The sequence below is a fragment of the Spirosoma harenae genome, assembly GCF_054776975.1.
Genome location: NZ_BAAHBD010000002.1, coordinates 74376 through 96387, shown reverse-complemented (window position 1 = coordinate 96387; position 22012 = coordinate 74376). Strand labels below are relative to the sequence as shown.

The window sequence follows — 22012 nt, the reverse complement described above, 5'->3', positions numbered from 1 at the left end:
TACGTAATCGCTTAGGCAGACAATACAGTTTTCATCGAATGCTGATAAGAATCGAAAAATTTACCCCCTAGAATATTGGGCTATTTTTACGTTCTTGTTGGACTATTTTATGATTAACCTATGATCTCCATGAAACGATTGATGTATACCTATTTATTGGTTCTCTGCACCGCTGTCCGATTTGCTTATGGGCAACAAGCTGTCATCCAGCGAATCAATCCAACAAACTGGTGGGTAGGCATGAAAAACCCAGCTGTACAATTACTCGTCTACGGCCCAAATGCCGGAACGTTAACCTACACCATCAATTATCCGGGCGTTAAATTAGTAAAGACCCACGCGGTCGAAAATTCGAATTATGTATTTCTGGATCTGACGATTGCGGCAACCGCCAAACCGGGTACGGTTAACATTATTGGAAAACGCGGAAATCAAACGTTAACGCAACCATTTGCTCTCAAAGCTCGCGACAAAACACCAAAAGGGCAGGGCGTTACCTCGGCTGATTTTATATATCTGGCCATGCCTGACCGGTTTGCCAATGGCGATGAAAGTAATGACAAATTCGCCGACATGGCCGATCCCAATGCCGACCGATCAAACCCATTTTATCGACACGGCGGTGATTTAGCCGGAGCTGCCCAACGTCTTGATTATCTGAAAGATTTGGGTGTAACAGCTATCTGGTTTACGCCCGTTTTGGAAAACAATCAGCCTCTTACGAATGAAGGCGGTGCTATGCGTTCGGCGTACCACGGCTATGGGTTTACCGATCATTATGCAGTCGATAAGCGACTGGGCGGCAACGAAGCGTATAAGGCATTTGTAAAAAAAGCGCATGGTATGGGTCTGAAAGTTGTTCAGGATGCGGTGTATAATCATTGCGGCATCAATCACTGGTTTATCAAAGATATGCCCAGCAAAGACTGGCTGCACCAGTGGCCAACCTACACCAATACATCCTATAAGTACCAGCCCATTACCGACCCACACGGTGCTACAAGCGACCGTAAAGTAACGCTCGATGGTTGGTTTGTCCCCTTCCTGCCCGACCTGAACCAGAGCAACCCATTTGTAGCGAATTTTCTGATTCAGCATGCCATCTGGAGCGTAGAAAATTTTGGCGTAGATGCCTGCCGCGTGGACACGTATATGTATAACGATCAGCCATTTATGAACCGCTGTAATCAGGCGCTTATGATCGAATACCCGAAAATCCACATCTTCGGCGAATCATGGGTAAACAACGTAGTCGATCAGGCATATTACACGCGGAACAAAATTGATTTCCCATTCAAATCCAATCAACCAGGCGGACTTGATTTTGTGCTGTATGCGTCGATGCTGGATGCGCTGAAACAGAAGTTTAGTTGGGATGATGGCGTCAATCGATTCTATCAGGCACTGGCGCAGGATGCCGTTTATGTTGATCCCGACAAACTGGTTACGTTTCTCGATAACCACGATACAGACCGATACCTATCCGTCATTGGTGACGATTTCGACAAGTATAAAATCGGCCTGACCTGGCTACTGACGACGCGGGGCATTCCGTCGATGTATTACGGTACGGAAATTCTAATGAAAAACTTCAAAGATCCGTCCGACGCCGAAGTGCGACGCGATTTCCCTGGTGGTTTCCCCGGCGACAAAGAGAATAAATTTGAAGCGGCCGGTCGAAATCCGCGCGAAAACGACGCTTTTCAATACGTCCGAAAACTAGCAACCTATCGACGTAATAATTCGGTGCTACATAGCGGAAAACTCATGCAGTTTCTGCCGCAGGATGGTACGTATGTTTATTTTCGGTACGATGGTACTAAAACTGTAATGGTAGCAACGAACACAACCGATAAAGAAATTTCACTCGACACAGCCCGGTTTGCCGAGCGAATGAAAGGGGTTACATCAGCACGAGATGTCATGACGGATGCGACGATTGCGGATATAAAAATGCTCAAGCTACCCGCTAAAACCGCACTAGTGCTAGAGCTACAGAACTAAAACGCACTATATTCCAACGCTTTGACTTCGTTCGGAATCCACTGAAAAAAACAGCTTATTGTATGAAATCAATTCTCCTGCTTTTTTCAGCAATTCTGATCCTGTCTGGTTGTCAGATAGATCCCGTTTCATCTGTGGATGACGGTACGTTACCGGGACAATTTCGGTTGCAAATCGATCCGATTCGTTGTTCGATGCCCACCACCCAACGACTGAACATTCAGGCAACGGGTGGTGCTACCTACCGATTTACTTACGATCGGTTTGGCGTAGGGTCTTATTCGCTAACTGGCATTACAGCGACGAAAACCAGTTCGACAAGCTATGAACTAAGTCTGGATAATCAAGTGATTGGGCACTATGCATTCGAGGAATTGCGCTCACTGGAAGGAACCCAAAAACGTTGGGTACTGATCATTATGCATAACGCTGGCAAACCAGATGGACTGGAATTCATGGGCACAAAAGAATAAGGGCACTCTTAACAACGCCCTTATTCTTTTGCCATAAAAATTTAACCCTCTATAAAGCAACCCTTTACGATTTGGACAAATGTCCAGTAAATTGGCTGAACGGTCGGCCACCTTTGCATCGTCAATCACAACAAAAAAGACGATATGCAACGGTTACTTTTAATGAGTCTTCTGCTAGGGGCAAGCCATGTATTTGCCCAGCCATTTCCCCGCCACGAGCTTAGTATCAACGGCTTCCGAAACCCATCTATTGGCCTGGAATACCGCCAGAATCACGTTTCCATTCACGCGGGCTATTATCCAACTGCTTTCAGTGCAGGAGTCAATACATCTTTTCTTCGGGCAGGGCTAACCTATTGGTTTCTGCCGGTCGGTCACAAGCCCAATCCTTCTTCGTTTTATACATCTATCTCATACGTACGGGGCCTCAACCGCGACTATGAAGATAAGAATGGAGCAATGGGCGAAGTTGGTTACCGCTGGATGGTCTGGAAAGGGCTGAATCTACGCATTGGCGTGGCTGTATTAACAGCTCCGGGTGAAAGCCTGAAAGTTAATCCAACACCCGGAATAGGCTATGCTTTCTCCTGGTAAATCCCACTCTATCTTATCACAAACAGTCATGATTTCCTCTTCCATTCCATCGAACCGCCTGATTGGCAGTTTGTTTATTCTGGGCGCTATACTGGTGCTTATTCCATACACATTGCTAACCGTCCTGTTCAATTATCCGATTGTTCTTCGGCAGGATCCTGGTCAGATTTTAACGCAGTTTCACGCTGGGGGCTCTACTCTTATTTTTATCTGGTTAGCATTTGCACTCACAGGTTTTCCGTTACTTCTAGCGTATATACTTATCGGTCAGAAATTCGAAAATAGCCTCTATTATGTGCGTTGGGCAACGGTTCTCGGCGTTATATCGGGAATTGTACAGATTGTCGGACTGCTGCGCTGGACGTTCGTTGTACCCGTTCTGGCTACGAATTATGTGACCTCTACCGATCCATCTATTCGGGCTGCCAATGTGGTTGTTTTTCAGACCATTCATCAATATGGCGGTGTTTTATTAGGCGAACATTTGGGCCAGTTACTGACGATTGTCTGGACGATTTTAATAGCACGTGCATTCATCCAATTAGGTCTTTTACCGAGTTGGGTTAGTTGGTTCGGCTATGGATCGTCAGCCATTTACCTGCTGGCACAGGGCGACTTACTGGCAACCGTAATTCCCAGTTTCCCAGTTTGGGAAATGGCTGGCTTCCTGGGCAGTACGCTATGGCTTGTGTGGCTTTTGATTGTAGGCATCTATTTTTTACGGCTCTATCGGATCGATACTATACCGACGAGCGTATAAAACTGCCTACCTTTGCGCCTTATTCAATCACTATAGGGCTAATGAGTTCCATAAAAGCGTTTCTATTCGACCTCGACGGCGTTATTGTCGATACGGCTATCTACCATTATCAGGCCTGGAAACGGCTAGCCAACGAACTCGGCTTTGATATTTCAGAGGAATTTAACGAACGGCTTAAAGGAGTTAGTCGTACCGAATCGCTGGATATTATTCTGGAACACGGCGGGCTAGTTTTGTCAGACGAAAAAAAGGTTGAACTGGCTACACAGAAAAACGGATGGTATCTGGATCTGGTCAGCCGAATGACTCCTGAGGATATTTTGCCTGGTGTCGCCAATTTCTTCTCGCAGGTGCGCAAAGCCGGATTGTTAACAGCATTGGGCTCCGTCAGCAAAAATGCCCCGCTAATTCTAGAACGTATCGGCATGACCGAAGCTTTCGACGCGATCATCGACGGTACCAAAATTAGCAAAGGCAAACCCGACCCGGAAGTGTTCACCAAAGGAGCCGACGAACTAGGCGTCAGTCCTGCCGAATGCGTGGTCTTTGAAGATGCCGTGGCGGGCGTGGAAGCCGGTAAACGCGGTGGTATTTTCGTTGTAGGGATCGGATTACCCGGAATTCTCACACTGGCGGATCTGGTAGCTCCTTCGCTAGAATCGCTGACGGTGGAAGAAGTGCTGCAGAAGGCGTCAGCCTAAGTTAGTTTCCTGTTTTAGGAATCCAACTTACAACGACAACCAGCCGGAGAATTTGATGGCGAAGGGCGTTACAGGAATGCCTGTACGCCCAATATTGTCGCGGTACGTGAGTCGATGGATAGCATCTACGCGTAAAACTTTAAAGATATTATCGATGCCGTACCCCACTTCAATGTAGGGTGTTCCATTGAGCGAGCTGAATCCTTCTACCGTTTGGCCAGACGCGTTGGTTGCCGGAATCATCGCCAGATTCGCATTGGTAACACTACCTACCAGCACTTTGGCCGTTACCAGCTCCCGCCATTTTAGCCTGCGTAACAAGGGCAATCGATTGAATAGCAATCCATTAAAATTATGTTCAAACTGCGCTGTCGCCCAACGATCGGTCACAAACTCGAAATAGTTCATCAGGTTATAGGCGTTTCCAACATAGAACGATGACTCGTTACCTAGCGGCATGTTCAGCAGTGGATATGGTACGGTAGATGGGATAATTCCGGCACCAAGTGAATAATACGTCCGACCGAGTACGCCCATCCGGAAGGAATGTCGCATCGTTAACGCAACCCGATGGTAGGTAAAATCGCCATCAAATACATTCCGAAGACCCAGCGTATAGCGTAACGTAAAAATTGGCTTTCGAACAGCCCCCGTACTAACCCGAACATTGTCGTTTTGAAGAATAACTTCGTCGGGCGCAAATCGGGTCTCTGAAATCAGCTCCGTGGTTTGATAAACACTTCGGATTGTCTGGTCCTCATCGCGAACCTGGGGTTGAAAAGCGAACGGAAACAGCGGCTCGAAACTCCGATTTCGTAAAGCCAGCGTCTGCGTAAAACCCCGTCCCATTTCGCGCCGGAAATAAACGAGGTTTTCTTCCTGAAAATAAGGTCTGCGAATTGACCCGAATCGGGAGTAGGCTGCAAAGAGCGAATTGTTGCCAATATTGTCGGCCGATACGCCTACCCGTTCTAAATCATACGTCCGTCTACCGCCAATAACGGTCCAGGGCTTTCGATTTATAATGTACTCGATATTAGCGCTATACTTCAACTGCTGATCCAGGGTTCCATAGGCCATATACCCACTCAGGAACCATTTCCGGCTAAATCCAGTCGTTGTTCGTAAACCAAGCCGGAACCGGCTTCCTTCGATGCTATTACTGGCATACGAATACAAAATAGGGCCTAATTCAATATTCGACTTTCCAAGCGGCTTATAACCGATTACGCCCAGTTTGATGATTTCGCCCGCCACTTTCATAAAAGGCACATTCCGAACCGAATCCACAACCTGAATGGCGCGCAACTCATTTGGAGAGAGTGAACTCGGCCGAACCTGTTGCCAGAAAGCAACATCAGATTCCTTATAATCGTCTGCTAACTCAATGGAAGGATCGTAGAAGGTAACATCTTTTGGATTGTTCTCAACGACGTTTTGAGCTGTTGTGAAAAAACGAATCAATGCACCAGGCGCACGAGGGGCAGGTTCATCGGTATCGATCGTAACCTGTGTCTGTGTTGGAAAACGTAATCCCGATGGCATAGTGTCCCAAAACTGCTCAATGTGCAGTTCGTCCACAAAATTGATATTGGCCCGCTTATCGACACGTACATCGAGCTGTGCCAAAACCATTTGCAGCGTATCGATCCAGACCGTTCCCGCAAACGCCAGATCCGTAGCTCGTTTAGGCTCAAAATCAATGACAAAGGCAGTTGAATTGTTTAGCGAAACGGTATCCCGCAAGCGAAATGTGTACACCGTTTCCCACTGACTTCCGACTGGCGATGGAATGTCTTTTCGGAAAATAAAAAGTGAATTTCGGTAAAAATTATACTGTTGAAACGACGCGCCAGTCAGTTGCGAAATCAATCCGCCATCAGACACGCCAACGCCTGTAACACGTGATTTCAGTACGTGTTCTTTTACTTTTTCGGGATTGGTTCGGGCAAAGAAATTCGAGAAGGTTTCAGAAATAAATACGGGGACAGCCGCATTTCCATTTTCGTCAGTAATAGCGGGTAGCTTACTTAGCAATCGTCCGACGGGGCCGGGCTTTTTATTGTTTTTCCGCTTCTTATCGAAGTTATTGATGTAAGCTTCAATCTTCGTATAGCTATCATACTGATAAGCTGACAGTTGAGCAGGATTGAATTGATCGCGTCGACGAACGACTTCCCGGATAACCCGATAGGCAGGATCGCCCCCTTTCGCATACACATGCACTTCTGCCAGTTTCGTAGCAGCGGCTACTAGCTGAGCATCGATTTTTTGAGTCGGCAGTAGCTGAATGAAATAGGCCTGCGTACGATAACCCAAGCTTAGTACCAGCAATGAATCCGACAATTCGGTCAGGCGAAGCGTATAACGACCATCGACATCTGTTGTGGTACCAGATGTTTTCCCTTTCAAGGCGATACTGGCAAACGGAATACCCGTACCGGTAGTCGCATCAGTTACCTGCCCACTGATAATATACGCTTTCTCCTGAGCCATCGCTTGAGAAAGCCATCCAACCAGCAATACATGAACAGTAAAAAAAGCTTGTAATATTTGCTTCATCAAACTAGCATATCGATAACTGCCACGCTATACGTAATCAAAAATTAGTCAATAGAGTTTACTATAAAGAGCATTTTTGAAGAAAAAAATCGAGCAATTCGAACAAAGTTGAGGATGTTCTAAAAAAGACAGAAATAGTACTATTACGATACTATAAACAGCTGACTAGCTGTCTATCAATACGTAAAGCTGGTTATCACCGTTGCAAACAGTTGATTGAATTGTATAGAAAAAGAAATTCCTCCCGCAGCGCAGGAGGAATTCATTACCAACCTAATCTAAGTAAACGCTGATGAAGTGTAATTGACTTTTATGGGTAGACTGCTTACGGTCAGATTAGGATTAGTTCCGTGGGCGACCACCACCAGCTCCTCGCGTTCCGCCACCATTACCACGGTTTCCACCCTGGCCTTGGCCTTGTGACTGCTGTTGATCGTTATTGTTGTCATCTCCCCCCCCGTCGCCTTTCAGGTCGTCGTTGTTCACTGATTTACGACGTTTCTGTGGTTGATCGAAACTCATTTTTCCAAGCTTGTAGCTGAACGTCAGACGTACCCCCGCGTTATACATACTGTTCTGCGAATACTGAGTAAGAATAGGCGAATTCGATTCTGACTTCTGGACAAACGGATGGTTGAATATGTTTTCAGCCGCTAGACCCAGGCTTCCTTTCTTGTTATTGAATTCTTTCCGCATCCCTAAGCTGTAGAAGTACATGCTGCTCTGATAACCCTGCAACTGTATTTGCTTGCCGCGTCCTCCGCCAAAGAGCTGGAAGCCCCAGCCATTGCCAAGCATCAGGCTGCTCATAATCCGACCACCGACTACCCAACCCGAATTAGAAGCGGAGTAAACGATGTTTGCATTATTATTCGTCAGACTGACATGATAAATATCGAGACCACCACCCAGTTGCAATTTTTTGAACAACGTGCCATTCCCAAATATATTCATCCCGATAGCGTTCTGACGGCCAACGTTTTGGTAGCTAGTACGGATTATGTTCTGGATGATCGGGTTAGTTGGATCACCAATCGATCGCGTCTGTACATCCCGAACGCCTGTGATTTCATTGTTGGTCTGGCGAGCAAACAGGGACGTATTTAGATACAGGCCCTTGATGTTACCACTCGTGCTTAACTCCACATTATCCGTCAATTCAGGCGACAGATACGGGTTACCAACCGAAATATTCGTTGGGTTCGACGAGTTTTCATTTGGATTCAGGAATTGAATACCAGGTCGTTGAATCCGACGGTTATAGGCCAATTTAACTATCCGGCCACCTTTCAGACTTTTCGAAATGTTGACGCTTGGTACCAAGTTTCCATAGTTTGGGATGGTTCCTGACGGACTCGACGTTTCATTATTAAATCGGGCATTGATGAATGTGTATTCGTATCGAGCACCCGCTTTAATCGTGTATTTACTCTTCGTCGAAAGTGTATACGACAAGTAAGTCGCTGCAATATCCTGATTGTAGAACAGGGCGTTGGCTGGACGAGTGTTGTCGAGTTGGTACGCCCCATTATCACCGGTGGCAAAATAATATTGATAATCGCTATTGGCCTGGCGGAAAATGCCTTTACCACCGAACTCCAAGAGTTGATTTTTCTTGACGGGTGTCTGATAGTCAACTTGGATAGTCGATTCCTGGTTATAGCTGGTGTTGTCGTTTTTCTGCCGACTCGTGATCGTCTGGAAGTCAGTTCCCCCCAGAATATCAGCGACGAAATCGTTCGTACGGTTGTTGCGGCTATACAAAGCCAGTACGCTAAATTCCTGCTGCGGTTTGATGGTTTTCGTATAGGTTACGTTCGCATCAACCGTTCCCGACAGATCGGTCGTTTTTACGTTCCGATTATTAATGATCGGGAAATAGCTAGTTGGCGATGTCGTTTGCGTCAGCAGATTATTCTGTTTCGTAGTACCATTCCGAGCACCGTAACGAATGCTGGCGGTCAGCGACGTATTTTTATCAATATCGTAATCCCAGCCTAATTGATAGTTCCCGTTCAGGCGTTGGTTCAGCGTATTGGCACTTTGCAGAGTGCGGGTAGGAGCCGAAAATGTATTGGTTGTCGGATCGTAGGTGCGGGTAGTCTGATCATTCATGAATGCACCTTTGATGTTGTATTCAGCGCGACCAAAACCGCCCAGTGAAAAGCCCATTTTACCCGTACGGTAGTTACCGTGTAAGCCAAGCATGCTACCCCGGTTACCCACACCACCGTTTACGTCGAGCGTCATTCCCTGAAGCGTCGTTTTCTTGGTTACGATGTTGATAATCCCAGCAGAACCTTCTGCATCATATTTCGCTGAAGGCGAGGTAATTACTTCAACCGTTTTAATCATGTCAGCCGGAATCTGCTTCAAGGCGTCGGCTACGCTGCTGGCAACGATCGTACTCGGTTTGTTATTGATCAATACCGTAACGTTGCTGCTTCCCCGTAAACTTACGTTACCGTCGAGGTCAACCGACAGCATAGGCACTTTCCGCATAATGTCAGTGGCATCACCACCTTTGGCCGAAAGATCTTTATCTGCATTATAAACTAGTCGGTCAACTTTTTCTTCCACCATGGCAGCCTGACCGACAACATTTACCTCGCTCAGCGTCCGCACATCGGGCGACAATTGAATCGTACCCAACGTAATGGTGCTACCCTTGTTGACGGTCAGCAAAGCACTTCGTTTGTCTTTATAACCGATGAATGTAAACAGGAGCCGGTATTTACCAGGTGCCACTTTCCCTAACGTAAACTGACCTTTCGCATCGGCTGTTGTTCCGTCAATTGGTTTGTTTGTAGCGGTATTGAGCAGGGCAACTGTTGCAAATTCCACAGGTTTATTCGTCGTCGAATCCATCAACGTACCTGTAATCTTACCGTTTCCCCGAGCGATCGGATCTGCTTCCGATGGTGTCGTTGCAGTTTGAGCCGGTATACTTTCAGGCGCATTGATGGTTGATGGAGTCGATCCGGCAGGAGCTGTGAAATTATCGGGAGTCGTTGAGGTTGGCGTTTTCCCAAACGGGTCGGGTGGGGCAACAGGAGTGGTCACAGTGCCCGGTTCTGTGTTAGCAGGTGAACTAGTCGTTGTACTACTCGGTGTCGACGGAACAACCTGAGCAAATGAAGTAGTTGCACTAACGATGAGTAAAGAAAATATCAGCGTTTTCATGAGAGTCTAAATTGATACATCAAAAGTGCGGCAACCTTACGGGACCAAAAAATCAATTTGGCGGAATGCCCGTTTTTGGGTGTCGAAAGCAAAAAATAGATAGATGAAGAATGGAGAGGTTATTCGGTGATAAGAACTCCGATTTATCAAAAACGTTTACGAAATCAGCGACTTACTTCTATATAAAATACTTGCACCGCGGCAAAATTGACTTGTCTGCGCCGTATTGCACGATTCCAAGAATGCTAATTATTGAAAATTGCTCATCATTAACCTCTATTCTTTCTATATAGAAATGAGTCAACGGTCGACAAAAAGGGGATTCCAAACGTGATGGCTTGGCCGTAAACCAGTACCTTTGCTTATAAAATGGTACCTTATTTAAGGTAGTACCTGAGTTTTATGATGCGGTTTCTATTCTTTCTGATCTTCTTTTGCCCTGTATTTTTTCTATTTGCTTACAATTCGGGATATGGCTACGATGCGTATGAATATTTAATTATTGCGCGATCGCTCAATGAAGGATATGTGCTATACGACTTCATTCCCTCAAAATCTTACCTGCTTTATTCCTCTACAAATGTCCTGCTGAATCTGCTGGGCGGCTATAATCATACCTCCGTTTCGCTACTGATTACCCTACTGGCAGCGGGTGTATTAGCCTCTGCCTGGCGAGCTGCTCGACTGTTTGGTGAACGGGCGGCCCTGTTGACCACAGTTTTAACGGCTATCTGTTGCTTTTTCATGGAAATGAATTTCCTGGAGCCCGAAAGCTGGGTGGCCTTGTTCGGTTTGAATGCTTTTACCCTAGCGGTTGGCAATAATGGCAAACAGAACTGGCGTTGGCTGAGTGCCGGAATTTTGTTGGGGATTGCCATGTGTTTCAAGAGCGTAGCGGCCTTTTATGTTGTTGGTTTTGGGGCATTTATTCTGTTGTTATGCCTAACCGGACGGATCACATTTTGGCCAATGGTAATTAGGGGAATGCTCGTATTGGTAGGATTTGCGGTCCCCCTCCTGCTATCCATGCTTTATTTTTATGCAACCAATCGACTGGAGGCTCATCTCGAATGGACGTATATTTATCCATTTGGTGGTTATCCCGCTCATACTCTGTTTCTGAGCAAGTTCCTGATCAAACTGGGCTGGCTCCTACTGTTATTACTTGCTTCGGCTATTCTGGTTCTGCAACGTCCTTATCGAACGATTTATCAGAAAACACCCGCTCTGTGGCTGGCTTTGTCATTGGCCTTTTTTGCCTGCGTTCCGATGCTCAAGACGCAGGCCAGTCATTACTTTTTTCAGGCTGCAGTTTTCTTTTCACTACACCTGGGTTTTATAGCCGATCAATGGTTAACTCATTATGAAGCCCGGCATCGCAATATTCCCTATCGACTTTGGCTGATTGGGACCGGAACCGTTGGTATTCTTCTGCTGGTGAGTCTTTTACTCTACCGCCCGAATGCCCTCAAGCGATTTATAACAATTGCTGATTATCAGGGCGAAGAGCAGGCCGGAGAGTTTATTCGGAAACAGGCAGGTCATGGTCATGCACTCATCTTTGATAACGCAATGAGCCTGTACTACCTGTCGGATCGGGAGCCCAATGTGCCTTTCATTTTTACGGAGATGCAGACAACTCACTACATCGAATCGCATCCCGATACCTATGGAAAAGCCTTGGCCGATACCAGTCTGAAACTAGTTATTTTTGGCAATCGCTCCAGTCTGATCGACGATAGTACCGCGCTCAACAAACCAGCTAATGCCTACGCAATCCGTCAATTACGGGCTGGTTTAAAGAAGGATTTTGTCCAGATCAAAAGCCCCGAATTTCCACTGACCTATTGGGTTCGGAAGTAACCTGTCGTTGTTGAGCCCTTTTCGCTTATCTTTGCGTTTATGCTGCTATCCGTTTTGATTCCTGCTTACAACGAGATTAATAATATTGATTCATTACTCGCAAAAGTTCAGGCAGTTCCTCTAACGAAAGAAATTATTATTGTCGATGACGGGTCAACGGATGGAACCCGCGCCCGACTTGATACCTACCGCTCCCTGCCGAATGTTAAGGTTATTTTCCATGAGCAGAATCAGGGCAAAGGAGCGGCAATCCGTACCGCTATTCAGCACATGACAGGCGACATCGCCATTGTACAGGATGCCGATCTGGAATATGAGCCCCAGGATTATCTGGAATTGGTCAAACCAATTGTTGAGGGGAAAGAAAAAGTCGTATATGGTTCCCGGTTTCTGAAACCAGAAAACCGCCACTCCTATATGAGCTTTTATATTGGCGGTCAGATTGTTACACTGCTGGCTAATATTCTTTATGGCCAACGACTAACCGACGAGCCAACCTGCTACAAAGTTTTTGAAACGAATTTCCTGCGTTCTATTCCGCTCGATTGCACTCGATTTGAATTCTGCCCAGAAGTGACGGCCAAAGTTGCCAAGCGAGGAATAAAAATTAAAGAATTACCCATTAGTTATTACCCACGTTCGATTGCTGAAGGCAAAAAGATTTCGTGGTTCGATGGTATCGAGGCCCTTTGGGTGCTGCTCAAATATCGATTCGTGAAATAAGTAGTCGATAACCAATGAACGTCAGCGACGACCCATGACTATTGACTGATTTTTAACACACTCAGAAAACTCTTGGGAACAGGAGCTTCGAAACGCATCGATTCGCCTGTAATGGGGTGCTCGAACGCCAGTACTTCGGCATGCAAACCTAACCGCCCGATAGGGTCGGTTTCTGCCCCGTATTTAGAGTCACCCACAATCGGGTGGCCAATATCCTGCATGTGTACTCGTATCTGGTTTTTACGTCCAGTTTCCAGTTCCAGAGCTATCAACGCATAACCATTAGCCGCTTTTACAACCCTGTAATTAGTGATAGAGAACTGTCCGTTTTCAGGATTTTGACTTGAATACACGATCAACGCTTTGCTCTCCCGGAGATACGATGAAATAGTACCCGAAGGAGGATTAGGAACGCCTTCTACGAGAGCCATATATGTTCGTTGCTTGGTGGTAGCATTCCAGGATTCCTGCATCAGTTGCTGGACTTTCTCACTTTTGGCGAACATCATTACGCCCGACGTTTCGCGGTCGAGTCGGTGGATGATGAAGATTTTATTACCTGGATTTACCTTTTTGACGTAACTACTGAGAATTCCATACGCCGTGCGGTTTTGCTCTTTGTTTGTAGCCATCGAGAGCAACCCGGCCTGCTTATTAATGACAATAATGCTCGGATCTTCATAGAGAATGGTCAGGCCCCGGTATTGCGCCGTTTCAGGTACACGGTTAGCCGCCACGGTAACGATCTGCCCCGGTTGTACTGGATGATTGAATTGCGTATAAACTCGGCCATCAACCAGAATCTGCTTGTTACGGAGTAATGCCTTGATATTATTTCGATTCTTATGCGGCAACTTGGCCATCAAAAAGGCCATTAATTCGGCCGATTCTGATACAGTAATAGTCGTATCGACACGCTGACCGCGCTGCCGACGTGGTTTTTCGGATTTTTCGGGCTGCTCCATCCGGCAAAGGTACGGTTTAAAGATCGAAGTACTTACCTGGCTGCTTACAGCGGCACTCTGATTTCGACACGAGTACCCGTTTCAGGTTCATTTTTGTCAACGATAGTCAAGGTTGCTTCTTTGCCTGTTTGCTGGTTGAAAGCATCAAACGTATGTTTGGTAATGGATTCTCCCCGTGAGGTGTGGCCCTCTTTTTTCTGACTATTTTGCCGACCTACACCATTGTCGTCGATTATACAAAGTAGGTTTTCATCTTGCTTTTTTACCTGAATCAATAGCTTTTTCTCCCCTTTTTTGGGCATTAGCCCGTGCCAGATCGCGTTTTCGATAAAGGGCTGAAATAACATAGGGGGTAGCTGGGCGTCGTGCAGAACCTCATCGTCGTCAATGATAAATTCGTAACTGAATTCATGATTAAACCGCATCGCTTCCAGCTCGACGTACATCTGCAACGTTTCCATAATTCGCTCCAGTTTCATTTGCTGGTAATTGGAATTATCCAGAATCTTGCGAATCAATCGGGAAAATTTCGACAGGTATTTGACACCTTCAATAGGCTGATTGGTGATAATGTAATTTTGAATGGAGTTAAGCGAATTGAACAGAAAATGCGGATTCATCTGACTTTGAAGCGCTTTCAATTTCCATTCACTGATCTGTAGTGCCGCTTTGTGCTGTTGATTTAAGAACCGGATTCTGAACTGAATTATGGTGACGATAGATCCGGCAATTAGGAACGCAAGGATCGTCCGAAACCACCAGGTTTGCCAGAAAGGTGGGTTTATCGTAAACGTAAATGCGGATTCCCGATCACTTTCTATGCCATCAGCATTCACGGCTTTTACGCGTAATGTATAGGTGTTTGGCGGTAAATTACTAAAATTCACGGTACGTTGATTGGATAAGGCTGACCAGGTGGCCTCAGGAATTCCATCCAGCTTATACGTATAGCGAATACCCACCGGATCGCTTAAACTAATGCCTGTAAACAGGAAATTGAGCGTATTGTGATTGTAGGGCAGTTCAGCGTTATCGTCGATGTAGCGGCTGCTATCAGACGGCTCGTTAGCATTTTGCAGCAACTGCGCCGAAACGATATGAACGGGTGGCTTAATCGAGTTGGTCGGAATCTTTCGAATGTTGAACCGCATAGCCCCTTTCGAAGTGCCCGCCCATATATCCCCGGCCTGATCTTTTAAGAAAGAAACCTGCTGCCAGGTATTATCCAATATCCCACTGTTTCCATTGAAAACCCGGGACATGTATTGACCTTTCACTTTCGGTCGGTTCAGGTCCAGTCGTAAAATACCGCCGAACGAACCTACCCAAAGTTGCCCCTGATCGTCAAATTCAATGTCCAGAACACTGTCGTTCTGAAGTCCCTGCCGGATCGTAATGGTTTCGACTGAAGCAATGTTCCCCTGGTTGTTTAGGCAAATTTTACGAATGCCCTTGCCAATGGTTCCGACCCAAATATTCCCTTCTTTATCCGTTTTGATCGATTGAATAAATACCTTTTCAGTATTCGTTTTTTTAGAAATGTCGATCCAGGTTTTTCCGTCGAAAAGTCGCAGCCCGTACGTACCGATCCAGATGCGCTCCTGTCCATCCCGGTAGAGTGCCAAAATGTCATCAACTCCCATCGAAGATGGTGCTGGAAAAGTTGTCCATTGACCTTTTTCATACCGAAACACGAATCCTTGCGTTGCCGTCCAAATACGATTATGCTGGCGATCTTCAAGAAATGATGTAAGAGACTTCCGATCCGTCAGTACTCGTTCTAATCGACCCGAATTTGTCTTAAACAAACCTCTCACGTCACAGGAAAGCCACAAATTACCGAACTGGTCAAACCGGGTAAAATGAACGGGCAGTCCACTCTCATTGGTTACGGTGAATGCGGGAAAAGGCTGAAAGAATTTACCTTGCTTATACGCTGAAAGAGGGCCATTGCTACCACCAAAATAAATGACACCAGCCCGATCCTGACCCAGCGAATAAATTTCGTCGTTCAATAGCCCATTCGCTTTGGTAAATACATCGATGTAGCGCTCTTTGCATTGGATGATTCCTTCGGGCGATGTCAACCAGATCGAGCCTTCAGAATCTTTGCAAATTCCCAAACACTTATCGCTGGGTAGGCAGTTTTTTGTATTCAGGATTGTGGCTTTGTTATTGTCAATACAAATAGCTCCCTGATTGGTAGCCAGCCATACTCGTTGTCGATTGTCGGCGAGTATGCCGAAAACGCGCAGTTTGTCAGGCAGTATCGACGTATAGACGGGCTGAACTTTACCGGATGAGTACTCCACTACGCCCTGTTCGTACGTACCAATCAAAATCCGATTATTAACCGAGCTAATACTACGCGCTTCAACGGGCGTACCATTGGTATACGTTACTTCAGCAAATCGGTTTTTATCGAATAGAAAAAGGTGGTAGGTATTGCTAACCAGCAACTGTCCTGACGGAAGTTCACAAATACCCCACAGATGCGTAACGGACTGATTCTGTGTATCGAGTTGAAAACGTTTGGGTTTAGCCTGAGCATTCTCAAACACGACTAATCCCTGTTCGCAGGCCGCCCAGATTCGTCCATCTCGAGTTTGAATAATCTGAAAAACGCGCTCGATAGGCTTATTATCGACGGTAGTTATGTTTTTAAAATGCCCCTGTTCCCAGATACTGATCCCGTTGAATGTACCTATCCAGACATTTCCATCTTTATCCTGACAAAAGGTAAGCGCCTGATTGTTAATCAGTCCATTATTTACCGTGAAGTTTTTGAAAGAGGTCCCGTCAAACCGTCCTACTCCCCCATAGGTACCTACCCATAAATAACCATCCCGATCCTGAAACGGAGTAAAACAATACGAAGATGGAAGACCATCATTGGCCGAAAACTGCCGACAAAGAAACGGTTGGGCTTCTGCACTGAGATCAGTGACTACTATTATGCAACTAAGTAGTAGGATTCGTAGAAGCAGCCGGCCTATACTATGCTGTTTAGTAGGTCGTTGCTTATCCTGTTCGTTCATGAACAATTTTGCAAAATTGGCCTACAAAAAACGATCTTTCCGACAAGAAAATCAACAACCAGTTACTTTCCTAACCACTCTTTAAACTCAGTCATTCGGTCGCCACTAACGAAAACTTCCTGTTTGGTTTTGGGAAGTAAATCGAGTTTAAGTTTCCCGGCGGAGAATGTATGAATAGTCTGAATTGCGTGTAATGAAACCAGAAACTGACGGCTGATTCGGAAAAATTGACGCGGGTTGAGTAGCTGAGTCAATTTGTCTAAGCTGTAGTCGACGGGCAACGTCAGGCCGTCTTTTGTTACCAGAAAAACGACTTTTTCCTCCAGAAAGAAATAGGCAATATCAGACGTTTCGATGCTCCTAATTTTAGTACCGACCGTAATCATAAACCGATCTTTATAGTCGGTTTGCTGCGCTTTACCAATCAAACTCAGTAACGCTTCAATGTCAGGAATCGAACTCGTTTGGCCGAATTGTTTCTTGAGCGCTTTGAACTTTTCAATGGCAGCAACCAATTCATCGTAGTTGATCGGTTTGAGCAGGTAATCAATGCTATTGACCTTAAACGCCTGAATCATGTATTCATCGTAAGCCGTTGTGAAAATAACGGGAACGGTCAGTGACGTTTGCTCGAAAATGCGGAAACCCAGATCATCTTCGAGGTGAATGTCCATGAATACCAATTCGACGGGCGGGTGCGACTCGCCGAACCATTCTACAGCTTCTGCTACGGATGGAATTCGAGCCAGCACAGTAATCGCTGGATCGTACTTGTGGAGTAGGCTTTCGAGCCGTTTGGCTGTCAGGCTTTCGTCTTCAATAATTACTACATTCATTTGTCAATGAGTGAATGAGGAAATTAGTGATTGTGCATTAAGAAGATGAGCGCTCTACGACTTATTCGCTGATGCGCCAGCTCGGTCATTCACGGCTTCACTAATTCGCTCATTAAGCAATAATGGAATTTTTACGACAAAATCACCATCGCTCTCTCCTACCCAAACCGGTTGTTCGGTAAGGAGTGCATATCGGGTAATGATATTTTCTAACCCAACACCCGTCGAATTTTCAGACTTCGGGCGCGTTTGCAGGTTGTTCCGTACAACCAGGCAATCCTCGTCTATCTGGATATGCACCCGCAATGGCTCTTTAGCCGACATCCGGTTGTGTTTCACCGCATTTTCGACTAGCAATTGCAAGGTAAGGGGGGCAATCGTATACCGTCCCTGCGCCGATTCGGGTACTTCAATCAGAACGTCGAATTTGTTCTCAAATCGAATATTCAGTAGGAACCGATATGCCTGAATAAACTCCAGTTCGGTTTTCAGTAATACCTTTTCGTTGTCTTTCTGCTCCAGAATGTACCGGTACGCACGCGATAACTGGTCGATGAATTTCTCGGACAGATCCGCATCGGCATGTACCAGCGACGACAGAATACTCAGGCTATTGAACAAAAAGTGAGGATTAACCTGACTCTTCAGAGCGGCAAACTGAGCCTGTACGTTTTCTTTTTCCAATCGTTCAGCCCGCACCTGTACATCTTCCAGTCTTCGATTTGCTCGTCGGTTGGCGGCCAGGTAAAAGGTGGCAAGCATAGCCATTACCGTAAGGCCATTGTTAACCCGTCGTCGTTGATCGCGGGCTCGTTGGCGTTCTTCGGGTGACCGCTTTGGCATCTGCGGACGCGGCTGACGCGTTTCCTGTTCCCGATAAAAGCCAAACTGTTTCTCAAGAACATCGTCTAACCCCCGCCATAACATTGAAAAACCTATATTAAATACAACAGCTAATGAACTGGCGATGAGCAAGGTAGCAACTTGAGCAGGAATTCGAAACTCAATAAAAAACCCTTCGCCAAACCAATTGACAAACCGCTGTTGCAACCATTCCATGACGGTTATCCAGGCAAATAAAAACAGGATAATCAGCAGAATTTCAAAGACCCAGAATGGAATGTTGTGCGCCATGAACAACCAGTCAAAGGTCGCTCCGTTGACGTATAATCGAATAGGCCAGTAAATAACGAATACGCTCAGGGCAAGTTGCCATTTTTGCGCAGCCGTCATACGATAAGACATAGTTATCAGTGGTTTATAAACAAAGCTACTTATTCTTAACAGCCTATAAAAAAGAAACCGGCGGAATGCCGGTTTCGGGAGCGCGAGTGCCCTAATTAGCTCTATGAGTAGACCTGTATTACTCCATCGGCAGGCTGGGGTTCTCAGACTAGTACGTAGCCCGACCGCCCGATAAATCATAAATAAATCCTGTAGTAAAACTAGCTTCTTCCGACACGATCCAGGCGGCTAACGCAGCCACTTCATCGACTGTACCCAATCGTTTCATAGGAATTTTAGCCGCCATGTAGGCCAGTTGTTCCGGGTCGGTGTCATTATTTAACGCCGTCTTGATCACCGCCGGGGCAATACCATTGACGGTAATTCCGGTTTCAGCGTATTCTTTTCCAATGCCTTTTACCAGACCAATAACACCCGCTTTCATGGAGGAATAGCCTGTCATAAAGGGATTTCCTTCTTTTCCAGCGATAGACGCCAGATGAAGAATACGCCCATAATTCGCTTTTTCCATGGCTTTCAGCGCAAATTTCGTCATCAAAAAAGCGCCCCGCAGATTGGTGTGGTATACGCGGTCGTAATCGGCGGCTGAATAATCAGTGATTTTAGTGCTTGTTGGCCCAACAATCCCCGCCGAATTGACCATAATATCGAGCCGGCCGAATGCTTCTTCGGTAGCCTGAACTGCTTTTTCGACCAAGCTCTCCTGCGATACATCGACAATATGGCCTGTTACAGCGTATCGTTGCTTCGTGAATTCAGCGATTGTTCGCTCGAGCGATACATGATTGATATCGAATAAAACGACTCTGGCTCCTTCTGAAGCCAGTCGTTTAGCGATGCCTTTCCCAATTCCGTCGGCACCACCCGTAACAATGGCTACCCGATTTGCAAACCGATCTGACATGATCGAAGCGATTTTGTAGGTGATAAATTAGGGTGAAAAAGCGAATTCAACTCGAAAATACTCTCAACTACACAAAAGAAATAGGCTCAGATGTACCGCAACAGCGTATTTTCAGGATGATCGGCTTTATAGCGGCCATACCATTGACAAAGTGGATATAAGAGTAGTACTAAACCTAGCCAAACGCCGTAAATGCCCCAAAGCGAAATTCCCGCTCCTTCTGGTCGACCAAAGTTCATTGGCCCCGAAGGCAAATCGGACAGCGAGTAGCCCTGCAATAACGACATTCCTATCATGGAAAGATGGACAAGATACCAATGTAGAATATAATAGAACATGGGCACCTTCCCATACACTGACATCCAGCGAGTGAATGCAGTATTACTTCCATCTACGATTGCGAGAAATGTGATTGTAATACCAATGGTTACCAAATCATACAGAAGCGATGGTGGATATTTGGTGACGTTCATGAACGAAAAGAAGGTAAATAGGCCATCTTTTTGCGGTGACCAGGGAGCCGGATCACCATAGAAATTGAGGAAACGAAGCAGTATAAACAAGATTATTGCCCCTAATCCAATCCGCAACGTCATCGATTTTCGCCAGGCAATCGGTCGTTCCATCAACTGCCCAAAGGCAAAACCAACCAACATAAGCCCCAGCCAGGGAATTATCGGATACGCTACTAATAAGGAAAATCGGGGGCTAATCGGGAAGAAATCCGTTCGAAAAAACAACGCCCACGCCAGCCGCGCGGCAGGATTCACAAACGTAGGTACTGCCTGCAACAGATTATGTCCAAATACAATGACGAAGCCGATAATACCTACCCACCGCACCGGTAATTTTGCCAGAAGTGATAGTAGAATTAACCCACCGCCAATCGCATAAATCACTTGTAGCATCAAGGATTGAAAGTGAATATCGAACCAGAAAGCAAAGTTGATTATGGTTAATTCGAGCAGGATCAGCACCAAACCACGCTTCCTTAAAAACCGTCGACTTTCGGCCGTATTACGTCTACGAAGCGACAAATAAGCTGACGTCCCCGATAGAAAGACAAACGTGGGTGCACACAAATGCGTGATCCATCGAGTCATGAAAATACCGGGCGTTGTGGTCGTTAAGTCGGTCGGATTTTGTGTCAGGGCGGAAATATGAAGTAAATCCCGAACGTGATCCAAAGCCATGATCACCATGACCAGACCCCGCGTCATATCAATAGCCGCTACTCGCTTCATTAGTTTCTTACTTTTTATACCGACACTGCGTATTGTCTGATTTGACATAGTACGACTTGTAATTCAAGGCTTTCGGATCGGTACAGCCTTTTAAGTCAAGAACTTCTATATCGCGAAAATCAATCGCGTGGCTTTCGGCCTGTAGAGCAATGTAACCTTCTTTAAGCGGTGTATTTGCCCGCCCCATCCAGTATTTACCAGCCTCCTCGCTAAAATGAGCCGTATTCCAGTCATGGTCTTTACTGACAAATCCTCCTCCTACTTCAGGTCGTTCATAGGTTAAGACTGTATCGCCTTCAATGATCTGATGCACAATTGAATCACCTAACACAATGGCTTCGGCCTTTACCCAGCGGTCGCCATCGTAGGTTTTTGAGTCGGAATCAGTACAATGTTCGGGGCGGAGTTTTCCTTGCATATAAACCTGCGTGCCGGGGGTGCATAAATTACCCGTATGGCGTTCGCCTTTACCCAACCCACCCAGTAATTGCATCTCCAGCGAAACCGGAAAAGTTTGTCCCATCGACACACTTGCCGCCGACTGCGAATGAAGCATAATCCCGCTATTCCGTACATTCCAGGAATCGCCACCGGGCGTTTGATTTCCTAAAAACCGGTAGGCAAATCGCACCCGATAATAAGAATAAGGCTTTTTATAATAAATATGGCCGTATTTTCCATCGAAGTTTTTATACTGATCGTAGGCGATCCGGAAGATTCCATTCTCAACACGGAACGTATTTTTGTAATTATCATTCAGTGGCAGTCCGGCAATCTTAATATCCCAGCCAGTCAGATCTTTTCCATTGAAAATCTTCACCCATTCTTCCTGAGAACCCTTTTTCTGAGCCAGTAAAACAGGAGTTATTGCTAATAGTAAGACGAGCGTATGTATGAATTTTTTCATGCAGATTTCA

Annotated in this window: 16 protein-coding genes; 7 read left to right on the top strand and 9 right to left on the bottom strand. The window is 46.0% G+C overall.

What is annotated here, in order from left to right:
* Nucleotides 1-129 precede the first annotated feature (129 nt).
* From ACYVE4_RS00820 to pgmB, 5 genes are all read left to right on the top strand, one after another.
* Entirely contained in the window at nt 130-2004 is a 1875-nt protein-coding gene (locus ACYVE4_RS00820) for a glycoside hydrolase family 13 protein (protein WP_460994874.1), read from the top strand.
* 62 nt (nt 2005-2066) lie between these two features.
* Complete coding sequence (locus ACYVE4_RS00815) at nt 2067-2477, top strand: hypothetical protein (RefSeq protein WP_460994873.1); 411 nt, start codon at nt 2067-2069, stop codon at nt 2475-2477.
* Between the two features lie 144 nt (nt 2478-2621).
* Entirely contained in the window at nt 2622-3071 is a 450-nt protein-coding gene (locus ACYVE4_RS00810; RefSeq protein WP_460994872.1) for a hypothetical protein, read from the top strand.
* A gap of 28 nt (nt 3072-3099) precedes the next feature.
* On the top strand, nt 3100-3831 hold the full coding sequence (locus tag ACYVE4_RS00805; RefSeq protein WP_460994871.1) for a DUF4386 domain-containing protein: 732 nt from the start codon (nt 3100-3102) through the stop codon (nt 3829-3831).
* A 41-nt stretch (nt 3832-3872) separates the two neighbouring features.
* The gene (gene pgmB / locus ACYVE4_RS00800; protein ID WP_460994870.1) at nt 3873-4532 is read left to right on the top strand and encodes a beta-phosphoglucomutase; all 660 of its coding nucleotides are present in this window, start codon (nt 3873-3875) and stop codon (nt 4530-4532) included.
* A 27-nt stretch (nt 4533-4559) separates the two neighbouring features.
* On the opposite strand, the gene ACYVE4_RS00795 is transcribed toward pgmB, so the two are convergent.
* Nucleotides 4560-7094 (bottom strand): DUF5686 family protein, encoded by a 2535-nt coding sequence (locus ACYVE4_RS00795; protein WP_460994869.1) that lies wholly within the window; start codon nt 7092-7094, stop codon nt 4560-4562.
* A 342-nt stretch (nt 7095-7436) separates the two neighbouring features.
* Nucleotides 7437-10277, bottom strand: coding sequence for a TonB-dependent receptor (locus tag ACYVE4_RS00790; RefSeq protein WP_460994868.1), 2841 nt, complete (start codon nt 10275-10277; stop codon nt 7437-7439).
* A 402-nt stretch (nt 10278-10679) separates the two neighbouring features.
* On the opposite strand from ACYVE4_RS00790, the gene ACYVE4_RS00785 reads away from it, so the two are divergent.
* Together ACYVE4_RS00785 and ACYVE4_RS00780 are read left to right on the top strand one after the other, a co-directional pair.
* Entirely contained in the window at nt 10680-12140 is a 1461-nt protein-coding gene (locus tag ACYVE4_RS00785) for an ArnT family glycosyltransferase (RefSeq protein WP_460994867.1), read from the top strand.
* Between the two features lie 39 nt (nt 12141-12179).
* The gene (locus tag ACYVE4_RS00780) at nt 12180-12863 is read left to right on the top strand and encodes a glycosyltransferase family 2 protein (protein WP_460994866.1); all 684 of its coding nucleotides are present in this window, start codon (nt 12180-12182) and stop codon (nt 12861-12863) included.
* A gap of 38 nt (nt 12864-12901) precedes the next feature.
* Here the strand turns inward: ACYVE4_RS00780 and ACYVE4_RS00775 are convergent, their stop codons facing one another.
* The 7 genes from ACYVE4_RS00775 to ACYVE4_RS00745 form a co-directional block, all read right to left on the bottom strand.
* Entirely contained in the window at nt 12902-13828 is a 927-nt protein-coding gene (locus ACYVE4_RS00775) for an RluA family pseudouridine synthase (RefSeq protein ID WP_460994865.1), read from the bottom strand.
* 44 nt (nt 13829-13872) lie between these two features.
* The gene (locus ACYVE4_RS00770; RefSeq protein ID WP_460994864.1) at nt 13873-16866 is read right to left on the bottom strand and encodes a ligand-binding sensor domain-containing protein; all 2994 of its coding nucleotides are present in this window, start codon (nt 16864-16866) and stop codon (nt 13873-13875) included.
* A 62-nt stretch (nt 16867-16928) separates the two neighbouring features.
* A complete protein-coding gene (locus tag ACYVE4_RS00765) occupies nt 16929-17702 on the bottom strand; it encodes a LytR/AlgR family response regulator transcription factor (RefSeq protein ID WP_460994863.1) in 774 nt (257 codons plus the stop codon).
* A 54-nt stretch (nt 17703-17756) separates the two neighbouring features.
* Nucleotides 17757-18947: a sensor histidine kinase gene (locus ACYVE4_RS00760; RefSeq protein ID WP_460994862.1), complete on the bottom strand. Its 1191-nt coding sequence runs from the start codon at nt 18945-18947 to the stop codon at nt 17757-17759.
* Between the two features lie 148 nt (nt 18948-19095).
* Entirely contained in the window at nt 19096-19851 is a 756-nt protein-coding gene (locus ACYVE4_RS00755; RefSeq protein ID WP_460994861.1) for an SDR family NAD(P)-dependent oxidoreductase, read from the bottom strand.
* Nucleotides 19852-19937: 86 nt separating this feature from the next.
* A complete protein-coding gene (locus ACYVE4_RS00750; protein WP_460995135.1) occupies nt 19938-21095 on the bottom strand; it encodes a DUF1624 domain-containing protein in 1158 nt (385 codons plus the stop codon).
* A 7-nt stretch (nt 21096-21102) separates the two neighbouring features.
* Nucleotides 21103-22002, bottom strand: coding sequence for a 3-keto-disaccharide hydrolase (locus ACYVE4_RS00745; protein WP_460994860.1), 900 nt, complete (start codon nt 22000-22002; stop codon nt 21103-21105).
* Between the last annotated feature and the right edge of the window lie 10 nt (nt 22003-22012).